Below are 25,642 nucleotides of genomic sequence, written 5' to 3' on the forward strand. Positions count from 1 at the left end.
TCGTTGGCCGTTAACGGCGCGTCAGCGGCGGGCGAAGGCCGGAATGCGTTCCGGTAGGGGACCGATGGCCACACCGTAGGCCGCCAATCGGCGCAGCAGCGGCAGCCCGGCGGCCACCCGCACGAACCGGGGCGCATCGGCCTGGCCGGTCGACGCGACGGCGACCGCGATGACACGGCGGTGGATCAGCCTTTGCACCGCCTGGATCAGCGCGGCGGGCAGCCAGCGCCGCGCCTGCACGCGGGCCAGATGCCTGGTCGACAGCGTGCCCGAGCGCAACGGACCCGCCAGGATCCGGCCCGCGGCGACGGCGTCGGCCACCGCGAGGTTGATGCCCACCCCGCCGACCGGAGACATCGCGTGGGCGGCATCGCCGATGAGCAGCAGGCCGTCGCCGTACCAGCGCCTGAGCCGGTTCAACTGCACGTCGAGCAGCTTCACGTCGTCGAACGACGTCACTGCCCCGATGCGGTCGGCCAGCCACGGCACCAGCGCCACCACACCGCGGTGCAGCGACCCGATTCCCTGCGCCCGCAGCTCCTCGTCGCAACCCTTGGGGATGACGTAGGCGCACTGGTAGTAGTCGCCGCGGTCGATGACGATCTGCGCGTGCCCGGCGCCGAGGACACCGGCGAGCCCGTGCGGGTCCTCGGGATCGCGCGGCAGCCGGAACCACCAGACGTCCATCGGTACACCGAAGTCCTTCGGCTCGAGCCCCATCTTGGTGCGCAGCGTCGATGACCGCCCGTCGCAGGCGACGGTCAACGTCGCGCGCATCTCACGCTCCTCACCGTCGGCGCCGCGGTAGCGCACACCGACCACCCTGTCGCCGTGACGGATCGGGCTGAGCACCTCGGTGCTGCGCAGCAAGGTGAACGACGGCTCCCGCTTCGCGGCAGTGGCCAGCAGCTCCAGGAAATCCCACTGCGGAACCAACGCAATGTGTTTGTGCGGACCAGGAATTCGCCGCAGGTCCATCGTGACCGGCGTGTCCTGCACCGTCATCGACAGCGTGTCGATCTCGCGGTGCGGAATCGCCGCGAACTCATCGGACAGCCCCAACTCGTCGAGCAGCCGCAGCGTGCTGGCGTGCACGGTGTCACCGCGGAAATCGCGGAGGAAGTCGGCGTGCTTCTCCATCACCGTGACGTCGACCCCGGCGCGGGCGAGCACCAACGCGAGCATCATGCCCGCCGGACCGCCGCCGGCCACGATGCAGGTGGTGTTACCGGCACTGAAGGCGGGGTCGGAGTCGGCGGCCACGCGCCCATCTTCGCATCGCCTAGGCTGGCCGCGTGGGCGGCTTTCTGAGTTGGTGGGACGGTGTGGAGCTCTGGCTCACCGGCCTGCCGTTCGTCGCCCAGACCGCGGTGGTGATGCCGGTGGTCCTCGCGTTGGCGTATGGGACCGCGGTCGTGCTCGACGGCGCCCTCGGTAACGGGATCAGGTTGTGGCGCCACGTTCGCCACGACGAACGGGATGCTGACCGATGAGCGGCGGGATGCCGCGGTCGCGGGTGACGTTGGTGCTCGTCATCCTGGTCATCCTGGTGATCGTCATGTGGCTGTTCACTCGTTGACGCCGCCGGATCCCTCACCAAGCAGGTTGCGCGAACTCTGTTAGGCTTCGCGCCATGCAAACAGCGTCCGGCAACAAGAGCGGCCATGTTCTGGCCCTCATTGCCGTGAGTTTCAGCGCTGTTGCCGATGTCTGTTGTTGTTGCTGACTTTTCCGCCCGTCCGCGGTCCGGTGCCGGTAACGGCTGTCAGATGACGCCTCGCGCTGATCCATCGCCTTCCCGTCGGGTCGGGTTCCACCGAAGTCCCCCAACGAAAGGTCCCCGATGGTCAACATCCGCAGAACCTGGCGCGCCGCGGCGGCGCTGGCCACCACCGCCACAGTGCTCGCCGCATGCGCAGGCGGCTCGAGCGATGTGGTCGGTGACAGCGGTGGGGACAGCGCCGACACGACGCTGACGCTGGTCGCCTACGCCGTGCCCGAGCCCGGCTGGAGCAAGGTCATTCCCGCGTTCGCCGCAACACCGGAAGGTAAAGGTGTCGGCGTCACGACGTCGTACGGCGCCTCGGGCGACCAGTCGCGCGCCGTCGTCGACGGTAAGCCCGCCGACATCGTGAACTTCTCCGTCGAGCCGGACATCACCCGACTCGTCAAGGCCGACAAGGTCACCGAGGACTGGAACGCCGACGCCACCAAGGGCATCCCGTTCGGATCCGTGGTGACCTTCGCGGTGCGGCCCGGCAATCCCAAGAACATCAGGGACTGGCCCGATCTGCTCAAGCCCGGCGTCGAGGTCATCACGCCGAGCCCGCTGAGCTCCGGGTCGGCCAAGTGGAACCTGTTGGCGCCGTACGCATGGGCCAGCAAGGGCGGTCGGGATCGGCAGGCCGGTCTCGACTACGTCACCGAGTTGGTGACCCAGCACGTCAAGCTGCGCCCGAGTTCGGGTCGTGAGGCCACCGACGTGTTCCGGCAGGGCAGCGGCGACGTGCTGCTGGCCTACGAGAACGAGGCGCTGCACTTCGGCTTGGAGTACGTGAACCCGCCGGAAACCTTCAAGATCGAGAATCCGGTCGCCGTGGTGACGTCGAGCAGGCATTTGGACAAGGCGAACGCGCTGAAGAACTTCATCTACACCCCCGAGGCGCAGAAACTGTGGGCCGAAGCCGGTTTCCGGCCCGTCGATCCCGCGGTGCTCGAGGAGTTCCGGGACAAGTTCCCCGCACCCGCCAAACTGTGGACCGTTGGCGACCTCGGAGGATGGGCGAAGTTGGATCCCGAGTTGTTCGACAAGGACAACGGCTCCATCACCAAGATCTACACCCAGGCGACCGGATGACCTCTTCCGTGGTGTCCCGGCCCGAGTTCACCGGTGGTGAGCCGGGCCGGGCGTCCCGGCTGCTGGAGCGTCGTCATGGAACCACCTCGCTACGGGTTGGTGCGGCGACGATTTGGCTGAGCATCATCGTGCTGCTGCCCCTGGCCGCAATCCTGTGGCAGTCGGCCGGCGGCGGATGGCAGGCGTTCTGGTTCGCGGTCACCTCGAACGCGGCCGTCGCGTCGTTCAAGGTGACGCTGACCGTGTCGTTCGGGGTGACGGCGGTCAACCTGGTGTTCGGACTGCTGGTGGCGTGGGTGCTGACCCGCGACGAGTTCGTCGGCAAGCGGCTGGTCGACTCGGTGATCGACCTGCCGTTCGCGTTGCCGACGATCGTCGCCAGCCTGGTGATGCTGGCGCTCTACGGCCCCGCCAGCCCGGTCGGGCTGCATCTGCAGCACACCAAGTGGGGCATCGGGGTGGCGTTGCTGTTTGTCACCCTGCCGTTTGTGGTGCGCTCGGTGCAGCCGGTGTTGCTGGAACTGGACCGTGAGATCGAGGAAGCCGCGGCATCGTTGGGCGCCAACAACTGGGTCATCTTCACCCGGGTGATGCTGCCCGCACTTCTGCCGTCGCTGCTGTCGGGCGCCGGTCTGGCGTTTTCCCGCGCGATCGGCGAATTCGGTTCGGTGGTGCTGATCGGCGGTGCCGTGCCCGGTGAGACCGAGGTCTCCTCGCAGTGGATCCGCACCCTGATCGAGAACGACGACCGCACCGGCGCCGCCGCTATTTCGATTGTGCTGCTGGCTATCTCGTTTGTCGTGCTGCTGATTCTGCGTGCGATCGGATCGCGCGCCGCCCGACGGGACGCGATGGAGCAGTGATTCTTTCGCCTGCGGTCAAACACCTGCTGCGCTACGTCGCGCTGGCCTACATTTTCGTACTGGTCGTCGTCCCGGTGGCTCTGATCCTGTGGCGCACCTTCTCGCCGGGCATCGGCGCCTTCATCGGCTCGATCAGCACACCGGCGGCGATTTCGGCGCTGAACCTGTCGCTGCTGGTGGTCGCGATCGTGGTGCCGCTCAACGTGCTGTTCGGTGTACCGACGGCACTGGTGTTGGCGCGCAACAAGTTCCGTGGCAAAAGCGTGATGCAGGCCGTCATCGACCTGCCGTTCGCCGTGTCGCCGGTGGTGGTCGGCGTCGCGCTGATCCTGTTGTGGGGATCGGCGGGTCTGTTCGGGTTCGTCGAGAACAGCCTCGGGTTCAAGATCATATTCGGTTTCCCCGGCATCGTGCTGGCCAGCGTCTTCGTGACGGTGCCGTTCGTGATCCGTGAGGTCGAACCGGTGCTGCACGAACTGGGCACCGACCAGGAGGAGGCCGCCGCCACGCTGGGCTCGCAGTGGTGGCAGACGTTCTGGCGGGTCACGCTGCCATCCATCCGATGGGGGCTGACCTACGGCGTCGTGCTGACGATCGCGCGCACCCTCGGCGAATACGGGGCCGTGCTGATGGTGTCGTCCAACCTTCCGGGCTCCTCGCAGACGCTCACACTGTTGGTGTCGGACCGGTACGCCCGCGGCGCTGAGTACGGCGCATACGCGGTGTCGACGCTGCTGATGACCGTAGCGGTGGTGGTGTTGGTCGCGCAGGTGGTCCTCGACGCGCGACGGGGCCGGGCGGGCAAGTAGGCGGAGGGAGAAGAACAGATGACGAACGCGATCGTCGTGCGCGGCGCGAACAAGCACTACGGTGACTTCGCCGCGTTGGACAACGTCGACTTCGAGGTGCCCTCGGGCTCGCTGACCGCGCTGCTCGGACCCAGCGGGTCGGGTAAGTCGACGCTGCTGCGGGCCATCGCCGGCTTGGATCAGCCCGATTCCGGCACCGTGACGATCAACGGCCGCGACGTCACCGACGTGCCGCCGCAGCGGCGCGGTATCGGGTTCGTGTTCCAGCACTATGCGGCGTTCAAGCACCTGACAGTGCGCGACAACGTCGCGTTCGGGCTGAAGATCCGTAAGCGGCCCAAGTCCGAGATCAAGCAGAAGGTCGACAATCTCCTCGAAGTGGTGGGGCTGGCCGGTTTCCAGACCCGCTACCCGAACCAACTTTCCGGCGGCCAGCGCCAGCGCATGGCGCTGGCCCGCGCGCTGGCCGTCGACCCGCAAGTGCTGTTGCTGGACGAACCGTTCGGGGCGCTGGACGCCAAAGTGCGCGAGGACCTTCGGGCCTGGCTGCGTCGGCTGCATGAAGAGGTGCACGTCACCACGGTGCTGGTAACGCACGATCAGTCCGAGGCGCTCGACGTCGCCGACCGGATCGCGGTGCTCAACAAGGGCCGCATCGAGCAGGTCGGTTCTCCCGAAGAGGTTTACGACTCACCGGCCAACGCGTTCGTGATGTCGTTCCTCGGTGCGGTTTCCTCGCTGAACGGTGCGCTGGTCCGGCCGCACGACATCCGCGTCGGCCGCAACCCGGACATGGCGATCGCCTCCAGCGATGACTCGGTGAAGTCCACCGGTGTGTTGCGCGCGACCATCGACCGAATCGTCATGCTGGGCTTCGAAGTTCGAGTCGAGTTGCACAGCGCTACCGACCAGACGCCGTTCACCGCGCAGATCACCCGGGGTGACGCCGAGGCGCTCGCCCTCAAGGAGGGGGACACCGTCTACGTCCGCGCCACCAGGGTGCCGCCGTTGCCGGGCGGCACGCACGTCCCGCCGAGCGACGATGCCGACGACGAGGCGTTGACGAAGGCCTGACTCAGGCGGGGGCCGCAATGTGGGATAAGCACCCGTCCTGTGAGGCCAAGTTCGCTAGATCAGTTGCTTGGCTGGGTCGTCGAGCGCCCCTATTGAGGGCGAGCCGGGCCAGCTTGGCGAGATCGGTCCTTCGGACGTTGAGGATGCCGCTATCTCACCTCAAATTCGCTCTCGTGGCCAGCGGGAGCGGCGCGCAGTCGACGCAGCGGTCGTGGAGGGACCGTCGACAGGAAGATTGCGCCCCAACTTCCATGACAGCGTTGTTACCTATCTAGAGTTCGGTAGTGCGAAACGCGTGACACGGCTGCTACTCGGCACGAGTTCTGGAGGAGCGAGCCCGACGCAGAGTTGGCGCCAGTGATGAACAGCTAAGCGGTACAGGGGAAGGCCTTTAGCGCGAGTACGTCCATTGGCTACGGACCTTTATCCGTCCCGGCAACCGAGTTAAGGCTCCATTCCCTGCGCAACCTTTCCCCAGCCGGGGTCTCCGAGCCAGGCGGAATCGCCGTGTTCCTCTTGTATATTCGGCAGACGACTACGACGACGATCACGGGCGACGGACATGCGAATATGCCGCATCGAGATAGACAAGTTTCTCTGCTTCGAGCAGCTCAAGATGGATGTAGACAAAAGGCTCCAGTTGATCGCTGGGCCGAACAACTCCGGGAAGTCTTCGCTCATCAGGCTCCTCGAAGTGTTCTTTAGCGGCCCTGACGGTGCTGCGCTAGTCGATATGCTTCCTCTCCATAAGTACTACTCCGAACTGGGGCCGAGAACGCTGTCGTCCATACAAGTTTGGTTCGACGAATTGAATCCCTCTGAAGAAGAAGTTTTCGCGCCAATCTTGCGAAACGACGGTCGGATATGGGTAAGCATTCGATGTAGTCGCGGAGGTGGATTGAGCTATCGCGCATCGCGCGATGCTACCGCAGAAGACTCCAGGCAGTTCTACCACGAAGTGCTCGAGCGATTTCACTTCGTGAAGATCCCATCAGTTCGTGTCGGGGCGGACGGCGATCAAGGTGAGAGTCAGTCGTTGGAACGACTTCTGGACACACTGGAAGCCATCTTGATCCGAAGCGGGTCCGCTCGCAGCACCAATCTGCAAAAGGAATTCGCAGGCAAGATCAAGCCAGTGGCTGATCTGGTGCGAACGGTTATGAACGAGTCGGCCCAATCAATCGCCGCAGACTTACCGTTCCGCGAGAACTCGGTAGAGTTCCGATTGCCGGATTCGCGATTCGCACTTCGAGGGCTTCTCGAGTCAGCCGTAATACACAGCACTGGGGACGTCAGTGTTTCCGTCGCTGAGAGGGGCACGGGCTTCCAGTCGGCTCTCGTTCTCGGCATACTTCGTTATGTAGCGAGTCGCGAGTCTCAAGCTGGCGCAAACGTCACATTTGCAATCGAGGAGCCGGAGGCTTTCCTTCATCCGCAAACGCAGCGTGCCATGGCGAAGATTATCGGAGATATCTCCGCGTCCGCACAAACATTCGTAACAACGCACAGCTCTGTGCTCGTCGATTCGTTCAATATCGGTCAAGTTGCACGAATACCCCTCCAGCACGGCGGCACTAACCATGAGTGGAAGCGGCCGCGGTTAGAACCGACAGACGCAGGTCGACTAAGTCGCTATTGTTCGGGCAGCAATAGCGAATTGGTGTTCGCAAACGCGGTTATCCTCGTCGAAGGGGAAGGAGACTTCGCAGTAGTAGAAAAGTTGCTCACTCGCGCTTGCGGTTTCCCCGGGGGCCACTACGCACTCGGCGTCACTGTGATCGAAGCGCAAGGCCTCGGAAAGATGAAGTATCTAGTTCAGCTGGCGGAGCACTTTGGCGTACGTTCCTACGTGCTTTCCGATCGAGATGGGCTCTCCACCAGGGATGGACACAGGGTGCTCCCGGATGTCCTTTCGGAACGGCGAACAAGACCGACGTCTGGCGACGTGGACGAACTACGCAAGCTCGCCGACCAGCACGTGTCCTCTCTTCCCCGCGCTGTTGCACAACAGCGAAGATTGAATCGAATCCTCGCGAAGTACGACGCGTTCGTACTTAGCTCAGACCTGGAAGGCCTCCTACTAGATTCTTTTGGCGTCGACGAACTGGTCGAGAGATTGGGTCCGAGCGGACAAAAGGTGATCGATTCTCAGTTCGCGGTGGCGCTTCAGGAGGACGAGGGTGCATATGAAAAGCTAGCAGCTTGGATGGGGTCTAAGGGATGGAATTCGGACCGCCCTAGGACCGGTAAGCTCGCCCCACATATACCGGGCGTCCTAGTTCAAGAGTGGTTTGAGGAACACGCGGCACCACCATACCCGATGAGGCAGCTTGTTGACTGGGTCGAACGAATTGTCAAACAAGAGTCACGCCAGCCTCTTTGACCGCCGTCAACGCATCTGACTCAGGCGGCGGCCGCGGCGCGGGCGGTGATCGCGTCGTACCGGTCCATTACCGTCGCCGCGACGAGGTTGTGCGACCCGAGTGGTTCGGCCATCGCAATACCTTGAGCCCCAGCGTATTCGGCGACACGATCGGTGATCCGGCCGTGCGCCAAGAACCACGGAGCGATGACAAGGCGTCGGGCCCCGCGGGCACGCAGGCGCTCGGCGGTTTCGGCGATACCCGCATACGGTCCGGTGGCGAACGCGACTTCGGCTCCCGCCCAGCGTGTTCCAGAGCGCAGAGACTCAGCGACCGTGGCGGTCCTGGCGTTCGCGGCGGGATGTGACGAGCCGACCGCGACGACGAGGACGCCGAGGCCGTCGTCGTCGGGTGAGACCCCGAGCTCGGCCAGCCGCTGCCGCAGCACGGTCAACAGCGCCGGGTCCTCGCCGAGCACCTCGGCGCGATCGACCACCGCGCCCGACTGCTCGACGACCGAAGGGATGTCGACCCGCGCGTGAAATGCACTGGCCAGCAGGAACGGTACGACCACGGCCGGGGCGTGCAGCCCGCTCAGAGTGTCGAGCAGGCTGGGGCCGTTCTGTTCCAGGAACGCCGGACGCACGTCGAGCCACGGACGCAGACGCCGGATCCGGCCTGCCACCGCATGCGTCACCGCCGCCGAGCGTGGGTCGGCGCTGCCGTGCGCGGTCAGCACGAGGGTCACAGTGACCTCACGATGCGTGCAGCCCGCATTCGATCTTGCCGGTGCCTGCCCAGCGGCCGCTGCGTGGATCGGCGCCTTCGACGGGCTTGGCCGTGCACGGTGCGCAGCCGATCGACGGATAGCCCTCGTAGACGAGCGGATTGACCAGCACACCGTGGGTGTCGATGTAGTTCTGCATGTCCTCGTCGGTCCAGGCCGCCAACGGGTTTATCTTCACCAGCCCGAACGCCTTGTCCCAGCTGATGAACGGCGCGTTGGCGCGCGTGGGCGCCTCGACGCGGCGGATGCCGGTCACCCAGGCCGAGTAGCCGTGCAGCGCCGCCGAAAGCGGCTCGACCTTGCGCATGCGGCAGCACTCGTTGGGCTCGCGGGCGAACAGGTCCTTGCCGAACAACTCGTTCTGCTCGGCCACGCTCTTCTCGGCGGTGACGTTGACGATGTTGACGTCGTAGACCGCCTCGACGGCATCGCGGGTGCCGATCGTCTCGACGAAGTGGTAACCGGTGTCGAGGAACAGGATGTCCACTCCCGGACGCACCTTGGCGGCCAGGTCGATCAACACGGCGTCCTGCATGTTCGACGCCACCACGTAATCGCCACCGAAGTTCTCGTCGGTCCAGCGCAGCAGGTCGTGTGCGCTCGCACCCTCGAGTTCGGCAGCACCACGCTCGGCCAGTGCCTGCAGTTCCATCTCGTTCATCACCGTGTTGTCGCTAGTCACCGCAAGTCCGCCTCGTCTGCTCGTATGGCCCACGTAGCGAAACGCTCGCCCTGCTCTCGTTGTTTCACGAAATTGCGAACGACCCTGTCGATGTAGTCACCGAGCTCGGTGGCAAGCACTTTGTGCTGGCGCAGCTTGCGCCCGAAACCGCTGTCCAGGCCCAGGCTGCCGCCCAGGTGCACCTGGAAACCCTCGACCGAGTTGCCGTCACCGTCGTCGACCATCTGGCCCTTGAACCCGATGTCGGCGACCTGGATGCGTGCGCACGAGTTCGGGCAGCCGTTGATGTTGACCGTGATCGGCACGTCGAGTTGCGCGTTGATGTCCTCGAGCCGCTTCTCCAGCTCGGGGACCAGGACCTGCGCGCGGTTGCGCGTCTCGGCGAACGAGAGCTTGCAGTATTCGATGCCGGTGCAGGCCATCAGATTCTTACGCCATGCCGACGGCCGCGACGGCAGGCCCAGCGCGTCGAGGCCCGCGACCAGCTCGTCGAGTTTGTCGTCGGCGACGTCGAGGATGACCAGCTTCTGGTACGGCGTCAGCCGGATCCGGTCCGAGCCGGCCGCCTCGGCGAGGTCGGCCACCTTGGTCAGGATGGTGCCCGACACACGGCCCGCGATCGGCGCGACGCCGACGGCGTTGAGCCCGTTCTTCAGCTTCTGGATACCGACGTGGTCGATCGGGTGCTTGACCGGTTCGGGCGCCGGCCCGTCGATCAGCTTGCGGCCCAGGTACTCCTGTTCGAGAACTTCACGGAATTTCTCTACACCCCAGTCCTTGATCAAGAACTTCAACCGCGCCTTGCTGCGCAGCCGCCGATAGCCGTAGTCGCGGAAGACCGAGGTGACGCCCTCCCAGACGTCGGGGACCTCTTCCAGCGGCACCCACGCACCGAGGCGCTGGGCGAGCATCGGGTTGGTGGACAGGCCGCCGCCCACCCACAGGTCCAGGCCGGGCCCGTGCTCGGGGTGGTTCACCCCGATGAACGCGACGTCGTTGACCTCGTGGGCGACGTCCTGCAGGCCGGAGATCGCGGTCTTGTACTTGCGCGGCAGGTTCGAGAACGCGGGGTTGCCGATGTAGCGGCGCACGATCTCGTCGACGGCCCAGCTTGGGTCGAGGACCTCGTCGAGGGACTCGCCGGACAACGGGCCGCCCAACACCACACGCGGGCAGTCGCCGCACGCCTCGGTGGTCTGCAGCCCGACCGCGGCAAGCCGCTCCCAGATCTGCGGCACGTCCTCGATGCGGATCCAGTGGTACTGCACGTTCTCGCGGTCGCTGATGTCGGCGGTGTCGCGGGCGAACTCGCTGGAGATCTCGCCGATGGTGCGCAGCGCCGCGGCGCTGAGCGCGCCGCCGTCGCAGCGCACCCGCATCATGAAGTACTTGGCCTCCAGAAGGTCGGCGTTCTCGTCGCCGGTCCAGGTGCCGTCGTAGCCCTGTTCGCGCTGCGTGTAGAGACCCATCCAGCGCATGCGGCCGCGCAGGTCCTGCTTGTCGATGCTCTCGAAGCCCTGCTTGGAATAGATGTCGAGGATGCGGGCGCGCACGTTGAGCGCATCGTCGTCCTTCTTGAACTGCTCGTTGGCGTTGAGCGGCTCGCGGTAACCGAGCGCCCACTGCCCTTCGGCACGTGTCTTTTTAGCGGGCTTCGGCTTGGATTCCGCGGTGGTCATGGTTTTGGCTCCTTTGAGGAGCCGGATCGCGCGTCATCGCCGGGGCTGTCCGGCGGCGCAGATCCGGCGGCCAGCTGAAGTACGGGTGGGCTGGGTCTAGATCAAGCGCGTCAAGGCAGACAGCAACACGTACACACGCGCTTGAAGTCGACGTGCCGACGCACCACCAGCGATACACGCTTGGGGAAGATGCGGGGGGCAGTCACGTCGGCCATTGTGCCACGAATCGCCGCACCTGCCCTAACCGGACGAGATTTGCGCTCACGGCGAGCAAAACCGCGGTCTGGGAAACTGGCTGGGTGACCGTTCGAACCGAAGCGCCCGGTGACGCCGCATCCGCGGCGGTGCTGCCGCCGATGACCCCCGCGCAGGGGCGGCCGTTCGGCATCTACATCCACGTGCCGTTCTGCGCGACCCGCTGCGGCTACTGCGACTTCAACACCTACACGCCCGGCGAGCTGGGCGGCGCCAACCCGGACGGGTGGCTTGCGGCGCTGCGGATCGAGTTGGCGCAGGCGGCTGCGCACCTGGGCCGCACCCCTGAGGTCAACAGCGTGTTCGTCGGCGGTGGCACACCGTCGCTGCTGGGCGGGCCCGGGCTGGCCGCGGTTCTCGACGCCGTGCGGCCGCACTTCCCGCTGGCGGCGGGTGCCGAGGTCACCACGGAAGCCAACCCGGAGTCGACGTCTCCACTGCTGTTCGACCAGCTGCTGGCGGCCGGATACAACCGGATCTCGCTGGGCATGCAGTCGGCGGCTGCGCATGTGTTGGCGGTCCTCGACCGGAAACACTCGCCGGGCCGGGCGCTCGCCGCGGCGCGGGAGGCCCGTGCGGCCGGGTTCGACCACGTCAACCTCGACCTGATCTACGGCACGCCGGGGGAGTCCGACGACGACCTGCTGCGCTCGGTCGACACCGTCGTCGAGGCCGGCGTAGACCATGTCTCGGCGTACGCGCTGGTCATCGAGGACGGCACGGCGATGGCCCGGCGGGTGCGCCGCGGCGAGCTCCTACCGACCGACGACGACGTGCTGGCCCGCCGCTACGAGCTGCTCGACGCGCGCTTGGCCGGCGCCGGTTTCGCCTGGTACGAGGTCTCGAACTGGAGCAGGCCCGGCGGTGAGTGCCAACACAACATCGGCTACTGGAACGGCGGCCAGTGGTGGGGTGCGGGACCGGGCGCGCACGGTTTCGTCGACTCCGTGCGCTGGTGGAACGTCAAGCATCCGAGCGCGTACGCCCAGACCCTGGCCGATGGTCGACTGCCGGTGGCCGATTACGAGCACCTCGACGCCGGAACCCTGCACATCGAGGACGTGATGCTGCGGGTGCGGTTGCGCGACGGGCTGCCGACGAACGTGCTCAGTGCGCCCGAGCGGGAGCGCGCCGACGTTGCGGTCGCCGACGGGCTGTTGAGCCGCGCCGGGGACCGTTTGGTGCTCACCGACCACGGCAGGCTGCTGGCCGACGCGGTGGTCCGCGATCTGCTGGACTGACCGCGCCCAACGTGAGCTTGTGCTCGAAGATTCGGCGATTTCTCGCGCATAAGCTCACGTTCGCGGGCCGGGCGTTGAACGATTGTCCGATGGACATCGTTGTGACCAGCGATGACGACCGCGGTGGATGAGCGATGACTCCCGACCCCGCGCAGGCCGAGTTGCTGCGCGCGATCCACGACGAGCACAGCCAGGCGCTGCTGCGATACGTGCTGCGGCTGACCCGCGGTGACATGCCGTTCGCCGAGGACGTGGTGCAGGAAGCGCTGCTGCGGCTGTGGCGCAAACCCGAGATCCTGCAGCAGCCGGGTGACGCCGCGCGGGCGTGGCTGTTCACCGTCGCACGCAACCTCGTCATCGACGACCGGCGCAGCGCGCGCTTCAGCCGGGAACTGCAGACCGACGACCTGCCCGAGCGGCCCTCTCTCGACGCGATCGGTCCCGCGGTCGACAAGTGGGTGCTCACCGAGGCGCTGAAATCGCTCAGCGCCGACCATCGAACGGCGATCGTGCGCGCCTACTACCTCGGGCAGACTGTCGCCGACATCGCCGAGCACGAGCGGGTCGCACCGGGCACCGTCAAGTCCAGGCTTCATTACGGGTTGCGCGCGTTGCGGATTGCGCTGCAGGAAAGGGGGGTTGTCCAATGAGCGACAAGTTCGACCGGACACCCGACGACAACCTCGCGGAATGGGATGCGGCCTACGTCCTCGGCGCGCTGAGCCTTGAGGAACGTCGCACCTACGAGGACTACCTCGCTGCGAACCCGGCGCGCGCCGCGGAGCTGACCGACCTCGCCGAGATGCCCGCGATCCTTGACGCGCTCAGCCGCGACGAGGCCGCGGCGCTGATCGATCTGGACGATGCTCCCGCCGCTGATCACTCCGCCGACGTCGCCTCACTGGCGCAGGCCGCCGCCAAGCGGCAACGGCGCTCACGGCGCTCGATGCTCGCGGCGACCATCGCGGTTGCGGCGGCCCTCGCGGTTGTCGGGGGCGTCGTGGGCGCGACGGTCTTTCCGCGCACGTCGTCGGTGCAGACGGTGGCGATGGAGCCGATGCAGCCCGGTCAGCGTCAGGGCCTGACCGCGCAGCTGGCGGTCACCGAGAAGAAGTGGGGCACCGAGCTCAACTGGGCCTGCGAGTACACCAAGGACTGGGCCCGCGACGTCGACAGCTACGACATCGTGGTGACCACGCGCGACGGCGTCCAGACGGCCGTGGGTTCGTGGCGCCCCGCGGGTGACGAGGCGACCGGATTGTCCGCGGCCACCAGCATCCCCACCGCCGAGATCCGCAGCATCGACATCCGGGTGTCGGGCAGCGACGAACCGCTGGCTGTCCGCACCTTGTGACGGCTCGGACGCGCCCCAAACCGTCGGCGGATTGACGTCACGGCAAGCTAATTCGAACGTGATCGGCACCACGTTCGTGAAGCCTTCGTAGGTTCCACAAATGAGCCCGGTTATGCCAGTATTGCGGCCATGGCGTGTGGCTTCTTAGGCAAGGCTATCCAGGCTTTGGGACTCAGCTGACGTGACCGATACCGCCCCATCCGAGGATTCCGCACGCCCCGACGCGGTCGCGATCATCGGGATCGGTTGCCGCGTGGCCGGTGCGATCGGCACGCCGGAACAGTTCTGGAACTTCCTGCTCGACGGCGGCAGCGACGTCCGCGAGGTCCCGCCGGAGCGCTGGGAGCCGTACCTCCAACGCGATCCCCGCAACGCGGCGGTGCTCAAGGACGTCACCCGGTGGGGAACGTTCCTCGACGACCTAGCCGGGTTCGACGCCGAATTCTTCGGGGTCTCACCGCGCGAGGCCGAGCTGATGGACCCCCAACAGCGGTTGGCGCTCGAGGTGAGCTGGGAGGCGCTCGAGCACGCTGGCGTTCCGCCGAAGTCGTTGGCGGGCAGCGACACCGCGGTGCTGATGGGCGTCAACTCCGACGACTACGGCAAGCTGATCATGGAAGACCTATCGGGCATCGAAGCCTGGACCGGCATCGGCACGTCGCTGTGCGGCATCGCCAACCGTGTCTCACACCTGCTCGACCTGCGCGGCCCCAGCGTCGCCCTCGACGCGGCGTGCGCGGCCTCGCTGGTCGCGGTGCACCAGGCGTGCCAGATGCTCAATGCCGGTGAGACGTCGCTGGCGCTGGCCGGCGGGGTCAGCGCCTTGATCGGACCGGGTCTGACCCGGGTGCTCGACGTGGCAGGCGCGACCGCGCCCGACGGCAGGTGCAAGACCTTCGACGCCTCGGCCGACGGCTACGGGCGCGGCGAAGGCGCAGGCGTGGTGGTGCTCAAACGCCTCGCCGACGCGGTGCGCGACGGCGACCACGTGTACGCGGTCGTGCGGGGCGGCGCGGTGGCGCAGGACGGGCGCACCGTCGGCATCATGTCGCCCAACGGCGACGCGCAGGCCGACATGTTCCGGCGCGCATGCCAATTCGCCGGCATCGCGCCCGCGAGCGTCGGTTTCGTCGAGGCGCACGGCACCGGCACCCCGTCTGGTGACCCCACCGAGGTCGGGGCGCTCGCGTCGGTCTACGGGGCCGACCGGCCCGCCGATGCGCCGTGCAGGATCGGGTCGGTGAAGCCCAACGTCGGCCACCTCGAAGGCGGCGCCGGAGTGGTGGGACTCATCAAAGCCGCGTTGGCACTGCATCATCGGACCATCCCTCCGACGGCGGGTGTCACCTCGTTGACTCCGGCCGTCGACTGGGCCAACAGCGGCCTGCGGGTGCCGACGCGGGTCGAACCCTGGGACAGTTCCGACGGTGCGCCGCGGCGGGCCGCGGTGTGCAGTTACGGCTACGGCGGAACGATCGCCCACGTGCTCCTCGAGGAGGCGCCCGACGCGCAACCGGCGGCGCAAAGTCCACCCGTGCAACGACTTCCGGCGATCATTCCTGTCTCGGCGCGCAACGTCGCCCGGTTGCGCACCCAGGCGGGTGCGCTCGCGCAATACCTGCGAGACCACCCCGTCCCGATCGAGGAAGTCGCGGCGACGCTGTGGACGCGGCGTTCACACGAACCGGCCAGGGCCGCCGTGGTGGCCGACGACGCCGACGGTGCGGCCGCCGCGTTGACCGCACTGGCCGAAGACGTCCCTGACCCATCCGTGGTGACCGGTACGGTGCTGCCTGCCGTGGTCAACGGCGCGGTCTGGGTGTTCTCCGGTCACGGCTCACACTGGGCCGGTATGGGTGGCGAACTGCTCACGGCGGCACCGGAATTCGCCACGGTGATCGACACGATCGATCCGGTGTTCACCGTGGAGCTGGGATTCTCGGCGCGCCAGGCGCTGACCACGGGAGAGCTCGGCGGCACCGACCAGGTGCAGGCGCTGACGTTCGCGATGCAGGTGGGTCTGGCCGCGATGCTGCGTGCGCGCGGCGTCACTCCGGCGGCGGTCATCGGACACTCGGTCGGTGAGGTCGCGGCCTGTGTCACCGCAGGGGTTTTCGATCTCACCGTCGGTGCCGCGGTGGCGTGCTACCGCGCCCGCGGTTTCCGGTCGGTGATGGGCAAGGGCGCGATGGCGCTCGTGCGGCTCCCGTTCGCCGAAGCCGAGCGGCGGTTGGCCGGGCGGGCCGACGTGGTGGCGGCGATCAGCGCGTCGCTGGAGTCGACGGTGATATCGGGCACGGTCGATGCGGTCGACGACGTCTGCCAGGAGTGGACCGAGCAAGGCTTCATGCTACGTCGCGTCAACACCGACGTCGCTTTCCACAGCCCCGCGATGGACGCGCTGACCGGCGAGCTCGGACGCCTCACCGCTTCGCTTCCGCCGTCGCGCACACCCGAGATTCCGCTCTACACAACGGCGTTGGCCAACCCCCGCTCGGTGGCACCACGCGATCAGCACTACTGGGTGGCCAACCTGCGCGACCGGGTGCGGTTCGCCGAAGCCGTCTCGGCGGCCATCGAGGACGGGCATCGGCTGTTCCTCGAGGTGTCGGCGCACCCGGTGGTGGCGCACTCGATCGTCGAGACGCTCACGACAGCCGGCGCTGACCAGCACGCCGTCGTCCCGCTGTTACGTCGTGAGCGCCCCCAGATGCATTCGGTGGCAACGGCGGTCGCCGCACTGCACTGCCACGGTGCTCCGGTGCAGCACCAGCTGTCGTCGGTGTCCTGGGTGGCCGATCTCCCGGTGACGCAGTGGCACCACCGCCACTTCTGGCGCACTCCCACCCCTCCACCCGGCGGCCGAGGTGTGCACGACGTCGACACCCACACCCTGCTCGGCGGCCGGATCGAGGTGACCGGTGCGGTCGCCTCCAAGATGTGGCAGACGCGCGTGGACCTTGAATCCCGTCCGTATCCGGGCGACCACCCGGTGAAGGGCACCGAAATCGTGCCCGCCGCCGTCATCATCAACACCTTCCTCGGTGCCGCCAACGAGCTGGACACGCGTTGTGACCGCGCGGGCAGGGACCTCGTCGACGTCCGGCTGCGCACCCCGGTGGCGCCGGGACGCGCCCGCGACGTGCAGGTGGTCCTGCAGGACCGCGGGCTGACGCTGGCCACACGCGTCGTCGACGACGACGAGGACACCGTCGACGGCGGCTGGTTGACCCACAGCAGCGCGGTGGTCGCGGCCGATGACGACATCGAAGACCTCCTCGGGGAGGTGTTCGACGAGTCGTCCGCGCGCGACGGCTGCCGTGACCTGTTGCCGTCGAACCATGTCGTGGACACGCTCGCGACACTGGGTGTGGCCGCAATGGGATTCGATTGGGAGATCCTCGAACTGCACGGCGGAGACGGCGAACTGGTCGCCCGGGTCGCCGCGCGCGGGGACCGGGCGACGCCGGACACCTGGGCCCCGCTGCTGGACGCGGCGACCTCGGCGGCCTCCACGGTGTTCGACGGGCCACCGCGACTGCGGATGCCCGCCCACATCGACCGCGTGCAGGTGCACGGCCGACCGCCGGCCGTGGTGCTGCTGCATGTACGGCGCAGGCCCGGCACCACCACGACCGACGTGTTGCTCGCCGAAGAGTCCGGCAAGGTCCTCGCCTCGCTCACGGGCATGTCGTTCGAGGAGCTCGAGAACCCTTCCGGCAGCGATGTATCTCGGATGCTGCACCGGCTCTCGTGGCAACCGGTGCCGTGGCAGGTCGACAGCCGGCCCGGGGCGGTCGTGGTCGTCGGCGGAGACGCCGCCACCCGCGACTTCGTGACGCGAGACCTGTCGGTTGCCGAGGTGCCCCATGCGCTCTACGGTGATACGGCCGAAATCGCCTCTGCGGCCGAGCCGTTCGACCGTGACACCGTCGTGCTGGTGCTTCCGAGCGCGCACGACACACCGGAACAGTCAGTCGCTGTGGTGACGCAGACGCTGCGCGGGCTGCTCGACCACGGCGCCAAGGCGCGGATGTGGGTGCTCACGCAGGGCGTGTACGAGGGCGCGAACGTGGTGCACGCACCGCTGTGGGGTTTGGCAAGGGTCGCCGCCGCCGAACACCCGAAGACCTTCGGCGGCGTGATCGACGTCGCCACAGCCGAACTGCCGGTCGGGGTGCTCTCCTCGGTGCAGGGCCAACCGGTCGTGGCCTTCCGCGACGGTGCGGCCCATTCGGCGCGGCTCTCCGCGGCAGGGCGGGGGACCGGAGCGCCGATGCAATGCTCGGCCGGCGGCACGTATGTCATCACCGGCGGCACCGGAGCGCTCGGCTTGCGGATGGCGCAGCGGCTCGCCGACATCGGCGCGCGGCGACTGGTCTTGCTTTCCCGCAGCGGTATGCCCGACCGCTGTGAGTGGCAACCGGATTCTGGTCTGGTCCACACGGTCACCGCACTCGAGGAGCGCGGTGTGTCCGTGCGCGTGGTGGCGTTGGACATCGCCGCGGCAGGGGCGGCCGACGCGCTGCGCACCGCGCTGCGCGACCTGCCTCCGGTGCGCGGGGTGATCCACGCCGCCGGTGTCGAAGCGGGTGCGCTGCTGGTCAACACGACGCCCGAGGACTTCACCTCGGCGATGCGTCCCAAGGTCGACGGGACTCTGACCCTCCACGAGGTGTTCCCGCCCGAACAGTTGGACTGGCTGGTTCTGTTCTCGTCGTGCGGCTACCTCGCCGGCTTCCCCGGCCAGGGCGCGTACGCATGCGCGAACTCGTTCCTCGACGGAATGGCGCGCCATCGGCGGGCGCTCGGTGACCGCACCGTCAGCGTCGCCTGGACCGCATGGCGGGGCCTGGGCATGGGCTCGACGTCCGGGTTCGTGGCGGCGCAACTGGACGCGCTGGGCATGGACACCATCGGGGCGGACGAGGCGATGCGGGCACTCGACCTGGCGATGCGCCACGACGATCCGAACGTCGTTGTGCTGCCGCTCCTTCCGGCGGCAGCGTCGGTACCGATGCTGGCCGACGTCGCGCCGACGGAACTCGATGCTCCCGGAGGCGACGATGCGCCGGAGCTGAGCCTGGTGGACGCCGACCCCGAATGCGTCGCCCAGGTCGTCACCGCCGCCGTGGCCGCACAGCTGGGCGTGGCCGAGGCCGACGTCGACACCGGTTTGCCGCTGGTGGAGGTCGGCGTGGACTCGATCATGACGGTAGGGCTGCTCAAGCAACTGGAGAAGCAGACCGGGTTGTCGTTGCCGCCGACACTGCTGTGGGAATACCCGACGGTGGCGGCGGTCTCCGAACGCCTCGTCGAGCTGCTCGGCGTACCGGAGGGTGCGGAGACGGTCGAGGTGTCCTGACCGGCGCCGGCCGAAACCGAAGGTTTGCACGAAAAGCCGCCAGTATTTGCTGCAGTTCTTCAGATTCGGCGGCGCGTTCAAGCTCGCGTCACGACGTCAATTGGGCGACGACCTTCTTCTTGTCGACCTTGCCGACAGCGGTCTTGGGCAGCGTGGGCAGCGGCGCCAGCACGTCGGGCCTGCAGTGCGCCGAAACCCCCCGCTCGTCGAGGAACTGGTTGAGCTCGGCCAGGGTGATCGGGGCGCCCTTGAACACGACTGCGGCGCAGATCTTTTCGCCGAGAAACTCGTCGGGCAGCGCCACCGCCGCCGCGGTGTAGACCGCCGGGTGTGCGAACAGATGCTCTTCGAGATCCGACGCTGACACCGTCTCACCGCCGCGGTGGATGACGTCCTTGATGCGACCCGTCACCTCGACGTAGCCGGCGCGCGGACCGTCGGCGAAGATCCGCACGCGGTCACCGCTGCGGTAGAAGCCGTCCGGGGTGAACGAGCGCGCATTCGCCTCCTCGGCGCGGTAGTAGCCGTTGAGCGTGTAGGGGCCCCGCACCAGCAGCTCGCCTTCCTCACCGGGCGCCACCTGCGCGCCGGACTCGTCGACCACGCGCATCTCGTCGTGCAGCGACATCGGCCTGCCCTGGGTGTTGACCACGACGTCGACCGGATCGCCGGGTCGGGTGAAGTTCAGCATGCCCTCGGCCATGCCGAAGATCTGCTGCAGCCCAGGCGTGAGCCCGGACAGGATGTACTCGGCCTCCTGCGGTGTCATCCGCGAACCGCCGACCTGGACGAGCCGCAACCCCGTCGGCAGCACCGGCTCCCACTCGCACGCCTGCGTCCACACCTTGGCCAGCGCGTTGACCAGCGCGGTGACCGTGACCTTGTGCCGGTCGATCAGCGCGAAGGCGGCCTCCGGACTGGCGTCGGTGGTGAAAACCGATGTCGCGCCGACGGTCATCGACCCCAGCAGTCCCGGGCACGCCAGCGGGAAATTGTGCCCTGCGGGCAACACCACGAGGTAGACATCGTCGCCGGTGAGGTGACACTCCTGCGCGCTCGTCCTGGCGGTGTACAGGTAGTCGTTATGGGTGCGGGCGATGAGCTTCGGCAGACCCGTGGTGCCACCCGACACCAGAAGGAGGGCGGGCGCATCGGGGTCGACCGGCGGCCGCTGGGCCAGGGGACCGTCGAAATCGGCCAGCGCGGACCAGGATTGGAACTGGCCCGGGTCGCCGTGCACGAACACGTGGCGCATCGCCGGGTTGTCCATGACGAGTTCCTCGGCCAGCTCGCGGTAGTCGAACCCGCCGACCGAATCGGGCACGATCAGGCCCACCGCACCGCTGACCGCGGCGAAATGGTTCAGCTCCGCCGACCTGTGCCCCGGCAGGCACATCACCGGAACGACACCCGCACGCAGCACACCGAACAGCGCCACGGCGAACTCGCAGGTGTTCGGCAACTGCAGCATCATGCGGTCGCCGGGGACGATGCCGCGGTCGGCCAGCGCCGCCGCGATCCGCTCGGCGCGGGCATCGAGTTCGGCGAACGTGTAGCTGACGTGCTCGTCGATGACGGCGGTCCGATCGGGCCACGCGGCGACCGCATCTTTGAGGATCGACTCGAGTGGTTCATCGGTCCAGTAGCCCGCGCGGCGGTACTCGTCGGCGCGGTTTGCGGGGAACGGCACGAAACCCGTCATGAGGTCGCCGAGCCCGCCTTCCTGAAGCGGCTGATCTGCTTGTGAGCGCTGCTCGAAACCGGTGCTCATGAAGGATGCGACCCCTTGGGGTAGGTGTGTTCGGTAGGTCGCATATAAGGTAGCGTGCCCCGCGTTAGTTAGGGCAGCCTGTACTAATCCGGAGGACGCGTCGTGGGTGTGGGTGAGACTGGTTCGTCGACAGAGCGAACGACCGATCGCACCGTCCGCGAGGAGGTCGCCGAACTCCTCGGGGTGAGCCCCGACGAGGTCGATCCGAACGCCGACCTGATCGCCTCTGGACTCGACTCGATCCGCATGATGTCGCTGTCCGGCCGGTGGCGCAAACAGGGCATGGACATCAACTTCGCCGCTCTCGCGGAGAACCCCACCGTGGCGGCATGGTCGGCACTGGTGACCGAGCGGTCCGGTGGCGGCAGCGCCGAACCGACGGCCGAGCCCACGCAAACCGGCAACGAGAACGAACCCTTCCCGTTGGCGCCCATGCAGCACGCGATGTGGTTGGGCCGCAACGACGATCAGCAGCTCGGCGGCGTGGCCGCGCACCTGTACGTCGAATTCGACGGTGCCGGCGTCGACCCCGAGCGGCTACAGCACGCGGCCACCAAACTCGTTGCGCGTCACCCGATGTTGCGGATCGAGATCCTTCCGGACGGCACGCAGCGCATCGGTGACCGCGGCCTGCCCGTGACGGTCCACGACCTGCGCGACCTGGACGCCGAGGCCGCCGAGCGGCGACTCGAGTCCATCCGGCACGAGAAATCGCACCAGATCCTCGACGGCGACGTACTCGAGTTGAGCCTGACGCTGCGCCCCGACGGTCGCACCCGGCTGCACGTCGACATGGACATGAACGCCGCCGACGCGGTGAGCTACCGCAAGTTCATGGCCGACCTCGCGGTGTTCTACCGCGGCGGCGATCTTCCCGACCTGGGCTACACCTACCGGGAGTACCGCGCCGCGCTGGCCGCGGCCGATCCGGGCCCCTCCGACGAGGATGTCCGGTGGTGGGCCGAGCGCATCCCTGAACTTCCCGAATCGCCGGCGCTGCCGCTGATTCCGCCTGCCGAACAGGACGACCCCCGGCGCAGCGTGCGGCTCTGGCACATCTTCGACGTGCCGACGCGCGACGCCCTTTTCGCCGCCGCGCACCGCCGTGGCATCACGCCCGCAATGGCCGTCGCGGCGTCGTATTCCCATGCGCTGGCGCGCTGGTCGAGCGGTTCGCGGTTCCTGCTGAACCTGCCGATGTTCGGCCGTGAGCCGTTCCATCCCGACGTCGAGAAACTCGTGGGCTGCTTCACGTCCTCGTTGATGCTCGACATCGACCTCACCGAAGCCCGCACGCCCGCACAGCGGGCACGCGCCGTGCAGGAGACCCTGCACAACACCGCACGGCACTCGGGATACTCGGGCCTTTCGGTGTTGCGCGACCTCGGGCGCCACCGCGGCAACCAGGTGCTGGCACCGATCGTCTACACCAGCGCACTGGGGCTCGGCGACCTGTTCGCCGGCGAGGTCACCGACCAGTTCGGGGCACCGGTGTGGACCATCTCGCAAGGCCCGCAGGTGCTCATCGACGCGCAGGCGACCCCGCTCGTCGACGGCCTGATGATCAACTGGGATGTGCGCGTCGACGCGTTTCGGCCCGGTGTCGCCGACGAGATGTTCGCCTACCACCTCGCCGAGCTGACCCGGCTCGCAACCGACGACGCCGCATGGGACGCACCCGATCCGTCCGCGGTGCCCGAGGCGCAACGAGCCGTCCGGCAGGCGGTCAACAGCACCACGGCGCCGCCGAGCGCAGAGACGATCCACGACGGGTTCTTCAACCGAGCGCTCGCCGACCCCGACGCCCCTGCGGTGTTCAGCCGCGACTGCGAGCTGACCTACGGGGAGCTTCGAGACCGGGCCCTGGGCGTGGCTGCAACGTTGCGCGACAACGGTGTTCGCCCCGGTGACCTCGTCGCACTGATCGGTCCCAAGTGCGCCGAACAGATTCCCGCGGTACTCGGCATCCTCGCGGCGGGCGGCGCGTATCTCCCGATCGGCGCGGACCAACCCGCCGAGCGCACCGCGCGGATTCTCGAGTCGAGCGCGGTGGCCGCGGTGCTCGTATGCGGCAGCGCGCAGACGAACGACACCGGTGTGCCGGTCATCGCCGTCGCCGACGCGATCACCCGCGACACCGACACGCAACCGGTCCAAACCGACCCGAATTCGCTTGCCTACGTGCTGTTCACCTCGGGTTCGACCGGCGAGCCCAAGGGCGTGGAGCTCACCCACGACGCGGTGATGAACACCATCGAGTTCGTCTCCGAGCACTTCAGCCTGCACCGGGGCGATCGCAGCCTGGCGCTGGCCTCGTTGGAAGCCGACATGTCGGTGCTGGAGATCTTCGCGCTTCTGCGCGCAGGCGGCGCGGTCGTGGTGGTCGACGAGGATCAGCGCCGCGATCCGGACACCTGGGCGCGGTTGATCCAGCAGCACAGGGTGACGTTCCTGAACTGGATGCCCGGATGGCTCGACATGCTGCTCGAGGTCGGCGGTGACCGGTTGACCAGCTTGCGGGTGGTGCTGCTCGGCGGCGACTGGGTGCGACCGGAACTGATTCGGGCACTGCGCAACTCGGCTCCGGGCGTCCGCGCCGCCGGTTTGGGCGGAGCGACCGAGACCGCGGTGCACGGCACGATCTGCGAGGTCGACGATCCGCCCGCGTACTGGACGTCGGTGCCCTACGGCACCCCATTCCCGAATAACTCCTGCCGCGTGGTGGCCGCCGACGGATCGGACTGCCCCGACTGGGTGCCCGGCGAACTGTGGTTCACCGGCCGCGGCATCGCGCGCGGATACCGCGGGCGACCCGACTTGACGGCCGAGAAGTTCGTCGAGCACGACGGCCGAACCTGGTACCGCACCGGCGATCTCGTCCGCTACCTTCCCGACGGGACACTGGAGTTCGTCGGCCGTGTCGACCACCGGGTCAAGATCAGCGGCTACCGCATCGAACTCGGTGAGGTCGAGGCCGCGCTGAAGCGGGTCGCCGGAATCGACGCCGCGGTCGCCGCCGTCATTCCCGGCGAACGCGATGTGCTCGCGGCGTTGGTGCGCACCGACGACCCCGCGGTCGACGCGCGGACGGTCACCCAGGCCATGACCGATCTCGTGGCCGCCCACATGATCCCGAAGATCATCGCGGTGTCCGACCGCATCCCGTTCACCGTCAACGGCAAGATCGACCGCAAGGCCGCGGCCCGGCTGCTCGCTGACGTGGAACCGCCTGCGGCCCAGGAGTACCGGGCGCCGGCCACACCGTTGGAGTCGGCGTTGGTGGCGATCGTCGCAGACGTGCTCGATGTCGATGACGACGTGCGCGTGGGTGTGGACGACGACTTCTTCTCCCTCGGAGGGGATTCCGTCCTGGCCACCCAGGTGATCGCCCGGGTGCGCGACTGGCTGGACACCCCGACGGTGTTGGTCACCGACATGTTCGCCGCCCGGTGCGTCGCCAAACTCGCCGAACGACTCCTCGGCCGCGAACCCGACGGCGAGCGGCTCAACGCCGTCGCCGAGGTCTACCTGGAGGTCGCGCAGATGGACAGCGCCGCGGTGCTGTCCGAGCTCGAATCGTCAGCCTAGGGCCTCAGCGAAGGGCACTGGCCAGCCGTCGCCACTTATCGCGCGGGAACTCACGCGGGTCGGCGGTCAGCACCTGCACGCACACGTGGTCGGCACCGGCGTCGTGGTGCTGCTGAACGCGGTCCAGCACGGTCTGTTCGTCGCCCCAGGCGATGATCGCGTCGAACAACCGGTCGCTGACCGTCGCCACGTCCTTTTCGGTGAAGCCCGACCGCAACAGGTTGTTGGCATAGTTGGGCAACGCCAGATACGAACGCAGCCAATCGGTTCCGAGTGCGCGGGCCTCGCTGGCGTCGGTGGTGAGCAGCACCGTCTGCTCGGGGAGCAGCAGCGGACCCTCGCCGAGCTGCTCGCGGGCGTAGCGCGTGTGATCCGGGGTGACCAGATAGGGGTGAGCGCCGCGCGCCCTGGTCGCGGAGAGTTCGAGCATCTTGGGGCCCAGGGCCGCGAGTACCCGGTTGGCGACCGGAACCGGCTGGGGAGCCGCATCGATATCGTCGAGGTACTTACGGGTCGCCGCGAGTGGCTTGCGGTAGAGCCCCGGTTCCTTCGAATCGATCAGCGGGGCATGGCTGACCCCGATGCCCAACAGGAAGCGTTCGCCGTGGGTGTCGGTCAGCGACGCGTAGCGAGCGGCCACGTCGGCGGGCTCGTGCATCCAGAGGTTGAGGATTCCGGTGGCGATCACCACCTGCTTCGTCGCCGAGAGCAGGTTGTCCACCGAATCGAGGACCGGCCCGCCCACGTCGGGGATCCACAGGGCCGAGAACCCGAGGTCCTCCAGCTCCGCGGCGGCTTCGGCCGCTTCACCCTGATCGCCGTAGCGCAACTGCGAACTCCAGATACCGACGCCTGCCAGGTCCATGAACGATCCCTTCGAAAGGTGTGAGCCCGTAATCGATGCCTTTCACGTTACGTAGCGACCGCCGCCTCATAGGCGACCGGTAGGGTTAG

Annotated in this window: 18 protein-coding genes; 12 read left to right on the forward strand and 6 right to left on the reverse strand. The window is 67.5% G+C overall.

Annotated elements, in window-relative coordinates; genetic code table 11:
* Positions 1–21: 21 nt before the first annotated feature.
* A complete protein-coding gene (locus tag AAHH99_RS19640; RefSeq protein WP_418770164.1) occupies positions 22–1,263 on the reverse strand; it encodes an FAD-dependent oxidoreductase in 1,242 nt (413 codons plus the stop codon).
* A gap of 32 nt (positions 1,264–1,295) precedes the next feature.
* Here AAHH99_RS19640 and AAHH99_RS19645 point away from each other — a divergent pair, with 32 nt between their 5' ends.
* From AAHH99_RS19645 to AAHH99_RS19675, 7 genes are all read left to right on the forward strand, one after another.
* On the forward strand, positions 1,296–1,493 hold the full coding sequence (locus tag AAHH99_RS19645; RefSeq protein ID WP_064396769.1) for a hypothetical protein: 198 nt from the start codon (positions 1,296–1,298) through the stop codon (positions 1,491–1,493).
* Positions 1,494–1,633: 140 nt separating this feature from the next.
* The gene (locus AAHH99_RS19650; RefSeq protein WP_353612094.1) at positions 1,634–1,726 is read left to right on the forward strand and encodes an Ms4533A family Cys-rich leader peptide; all 93 of its coding nucleotides are present in this window, start codon (positions 1,634–1,636) and stop codon (positions 1,724–1,726) included.
* Positions 1,727–1,843: 117 nt separating this feature from the next.
* Positions 1,844–2,857: a sulfate ABC transporter substrate-binding protein gene (locus tag AAHH99_RS19655; protein WP_418770165.1), complete on the forward strand. Its 1,014-nt coding sequence runs from the start codon at positions 1,844–1,846 to the stop codon at positions 2,855–2,857.
* Positions 2,854–3,720, forward strand: a complete 867-nt coding sequence (cysT, locus tag AAHH99_RS19660) for a sulfate ABC transporter permease subunit CysT (RefSeq protein WP_418770166.1) — start codon at positions 2,854–2,856, stop codon at positions 3,718–3,720. Before AAHH99_RS19655 ends, cysT begins: the two co-directional genes overlap by 4 nt.
* Complete coding sequence (cysW, locus tag AAHH99_RS19665) at positions 3,717–4,529, forward strand: sulfate ABC transporter permease subunit CysW (RefSeq protein WP_418770167.1); 813 nt, start codon at positions 3,717–3,719, stop codon at positions 4,527–4,529. The genes cysT and cysW overlap by 4 nt, the downstream gene beginning before the upstream one ends.
* Before the next feature lie 18 nt (positions 4,530–4,547).
* A complete protein-coding gene (locus tag AAHH99_RS19670) occupies positions 4,548–5,603 on the forward strand; it encodes a sulfate/molybdate ABC transporter ATP-binding protein (protein ID WP_418770168.1) in 1,056 nt (351 codons plus the stop codon).
* Between the two features lie 562 nt (positions 5,604–6,165).
* Positions 6,166–7,986 carry an ATP-dependent nuclease gene (locus AAHH99_RS19675; protein WP_418770169.1) on the forward strand — a complete coding sequence of 607 codons (1,821 nt, stop codon included), beginning with the start codon at positions 6,166–6,168 and terminating at the stop codon, positions 7,984–7,986.
* A 20-nt stretch (positions 7,987–8,006) separates the two neighbouring features.
* Here AAHH99_RS19675 and AAHH99_RS19680 read toward each other — a convergent pair whose 3' ends face one another.
* From AAHH99_RS19680 to AAHH99_RS19690, 3 genes are read right to left on the reverse strand one after another with little or no spacing between them, the layout of a single operon-like run.
* Positions 8,007–8,714 carry a sirohydrochlorin chelatase gene (locus AAHH99_RS19680; protein ID WP_418770170.1) on the reverse strand — a complete coding sequence of 236 codons (708 nt, stop codon included), beginning with the start codon at positions 8,712–8,714 and terminating at the stop codon, positions 8,007–8,009.
* Positions 8,715–8,721: 7 nt separating this feature from the next.
* On the reverse strand, positions 8,722–9,414 hold the full coding sequence (locus AAHH99_RS19685) for a phosphoadenylyl-sulfate reductase (protein ID WP_418770291.1): 693 nt from the start codon (positions 9,412–9,414) through the stop codon (positions 8,722–8,724).
* A 17-nt stretch (positions 9,415–9,431) separates the two neighbouring features.
* A complete protein-coding gene (locus AAHH99_RS19690; RefSeq protein WP_418770172.1) occupies positions 9,432–11,114 on the reverse strand; it encodes a nitrite/sulfite reductase in 1,683 nt (560 codons plus the stop codon).
* Between the two features lie 356 nt (positions 11,115–11,470).
* On the opposite strand from AAHH99_RS19690, the gene hemW reads away from it, so the two are divergent.
* The 4 genes from hemW (at position 11,471) to AAHH99_RS19710 (ending at position 19,329) form a co-directional block, all read left to right on the forward strand.
* Positions 11,471–12,610 carry a radical SAM family heme chaperone HemW gene (hemW, locus tag AAHH99_RS19695; RefSeq protein WP_418770292.1) on the forward strand — a complete coding sequence of 380 codons (1,140 nt, stop codon included), beginning with the start codon at positions 11,471–11,473 and terminating at the stop codon, positions 12,608–12,610.
* Positions 12,611–12,744: 134 nt separating this feature from the next.
* The gene (locus tag AAHH99_RS19700; RefSeq protein ID WP_418770173.1) at positions 12,745–13,260 is read left to right on the forward strand and encodes a sigma-70 family RNA polymerase sigma factor; all 516 of its coding nucleotides are present in this window, start codon (positions 12,745–12,747) and stop codon (positions 13,258–13,260) included.
* Positions 13,257–13,964: a hypothetical protein gene (locus tag AAHH99_RS19705; protein ID WP_418770174.1), complete on the forward strand. Its 708-nt coding sequence runs from the start codon at positions 13,257–13,259 to the stop codon at positions 13,962–13,964. Before AAHH99_RS19700 ends, AAHH99_RS19705 begins: the two co-directional genes overlap by 4 nt.
* A gap of 181 nt (positions 13,965–14,145) precedes the next feature.
* Positions 14,146–19,329: an SDR family NAD(P)-dependent oxidoreductase gene (locus tag AAHH99_RS19710; RefSeq protein ID WP_418770175.1), complete on the forward strand. Its 5,184-nt coding sequence runs from the start codon at positions 14,146–14,148 to the stop codon at positions 19,327–19,329.
* Positions 19,330–19,417: 88 nt separating this feature from the next.
* On the opposite strand, the gene AAHH99_RS19715 is transcribed toward AAHH99_RS19710, so the two are convergent.
* Positions 19,418–21,100, reverse strand: coding sequence for a (2,3-dihydroxybenzoyl)adenylate synthase (locus tag AAHH99_RS19715; RefSeq protein WP_418770176.1), 1,683 nt, complete (start codon positions 21,098–21,100; stop codon positions 19,418–19,420).
* Between the two features lie 102 nt (positions 21,101–21,202).
* On the opposite strand from AAHH99_RS19715, the gene AAHH99_RS19720 reads away from it, so the two are divergent.
* On the forward strand, positions 21,203–24,688 hold the full coding sequence (locus tag AAHH99_RS19720; protein ID WP_418770177.1) for an amino acid adenylation domain-containing protein: 3,486 nt from the start codon (positions 21,203–21,205) through the stop codon (positions 24,686–24,688).
* A 4-nt stretch (positions 24,689–24,692) separates the two neighbouring features.
* Here the strand turns inward: AAHH99_RS19720 and AAHH99_RS19725 are convergent, their stop codons facing one another.
* On the reverse strand, positions 24,693–25,553 hold the full coding sequence (locus tag AAHH99_RS19725; RefSeq protein WP_418770178.1) for an LLM class F420-dependent oxidoreductase: 861 nt from the start codon (positions 25,551–25,553) through the stop codon (positions 24,693–24,695).
* Between the last annotated feature and the right edge of the window lie 89 nt (positions 25,554–25,642).

Origin of the sequence: Mycobacterium neumannii, from assembly GCF_048452905.1 — a bacterium.
Taxonomy (GTDB): Bacteria; Actinomycetota; Actinomycetes; order Mycobacteriales; family Mycobacteriaceae; genus Mycobacterium; species Mycobacterium neumannii_B.

What these genes read in the sequence shown, in the direction of transcription:
- AAHH99_RS19650 (WP_353612094.1), top strand. Translation starts at nt 1,634, where the DNA reads ATGCAAACAGCGTCCGGCAACAAGAGCGGCCATGTTCTGGCCCTCATT.
- AAHH99_RS19655 (WP_418770165.1), top strand. Translation starts at nt 1,844, where the DNA reads ATGGTCAACATCCGCAGAACCTGGCGCGCCGCGGCGGCGCTGGCCACC.
- cysT (WP_418770166.1), top strand. Translation starts at nt 2,854, where the DNA reads ATGACCTCTTCCGTGGTGTCCCGGCCCGAGTTCACCGGTGGTGAGCCG.
- AAHH99_RS19670 (WP_418770168.1), top strand. Translation starts at nt 4,548, where the DNA reads ATGACGAACGCGATCGTCGTGCGCGGCGCGAACAAGCACTACGGTGAC.
- AAHH99_RS19675 (WP_418770169.1), top strand. Translation starts at nt 6,166, where the DNA reads ATGCGAATATGCCGCATCGAGATAGACAAGTTTCTCTGCTTCGAGCAG.
- AAHH99_RS19685 (WP_418770291.1), bottom strand. Translation starts at nt 9,414, where the DNA reads ATGAACGAGATGGAACTGCAGGCACTGGCCGAGCGTGGTGCTGCCGAA.
- AAHH99_RS19690 (WP_418770172.1), bottom strand. Translation starts at nt 11,114, where the DNA reads ATGACCACCGCGGAATCCAAGCCGAAGCCCGCTAAAAAGACACGTGCC.
- hemW (WP_418770292.1), top strand. Translation starts at nt 11,471, where the DNA reads ATGACCCCCGCGCAGGGGCGGCCGTTCGGCATCTACATCCACGTGCCG.
- AAHH99_RS19700 (WP_418770173.1), top strand. Translation starts at nt 12,745, where the DNA reads ATGACTCCCGACCCCGCGCAGGCCGAGTTGCTGCGCGCGATCCACGAC.
- AAHH99_RS19705 (WP_418770174.1), top strand. Translation starts at nt 13,257, where the DNA reads ATGAGCGACAAGTTCGACCGGACACCCGACGACAACCTCGCGGAATGG.
- AAHH99_RS19715 (WP_418770176.1), bottom strand. Translation starts at nt 21,100, where the DNA reads ATGAGCACCGGTTTCGAGCAGCGCTCACAAGCAGATCAGCCGCTTCAG.
- AAHH99_RS19725 (WP_418770178.1), bottom strand. Translation starts at nt 25,553, where the DNA reads ATGGACCTGGCAGGCGTCGGTATCTGGAGTTCGCAGTTGCGCTACGGC.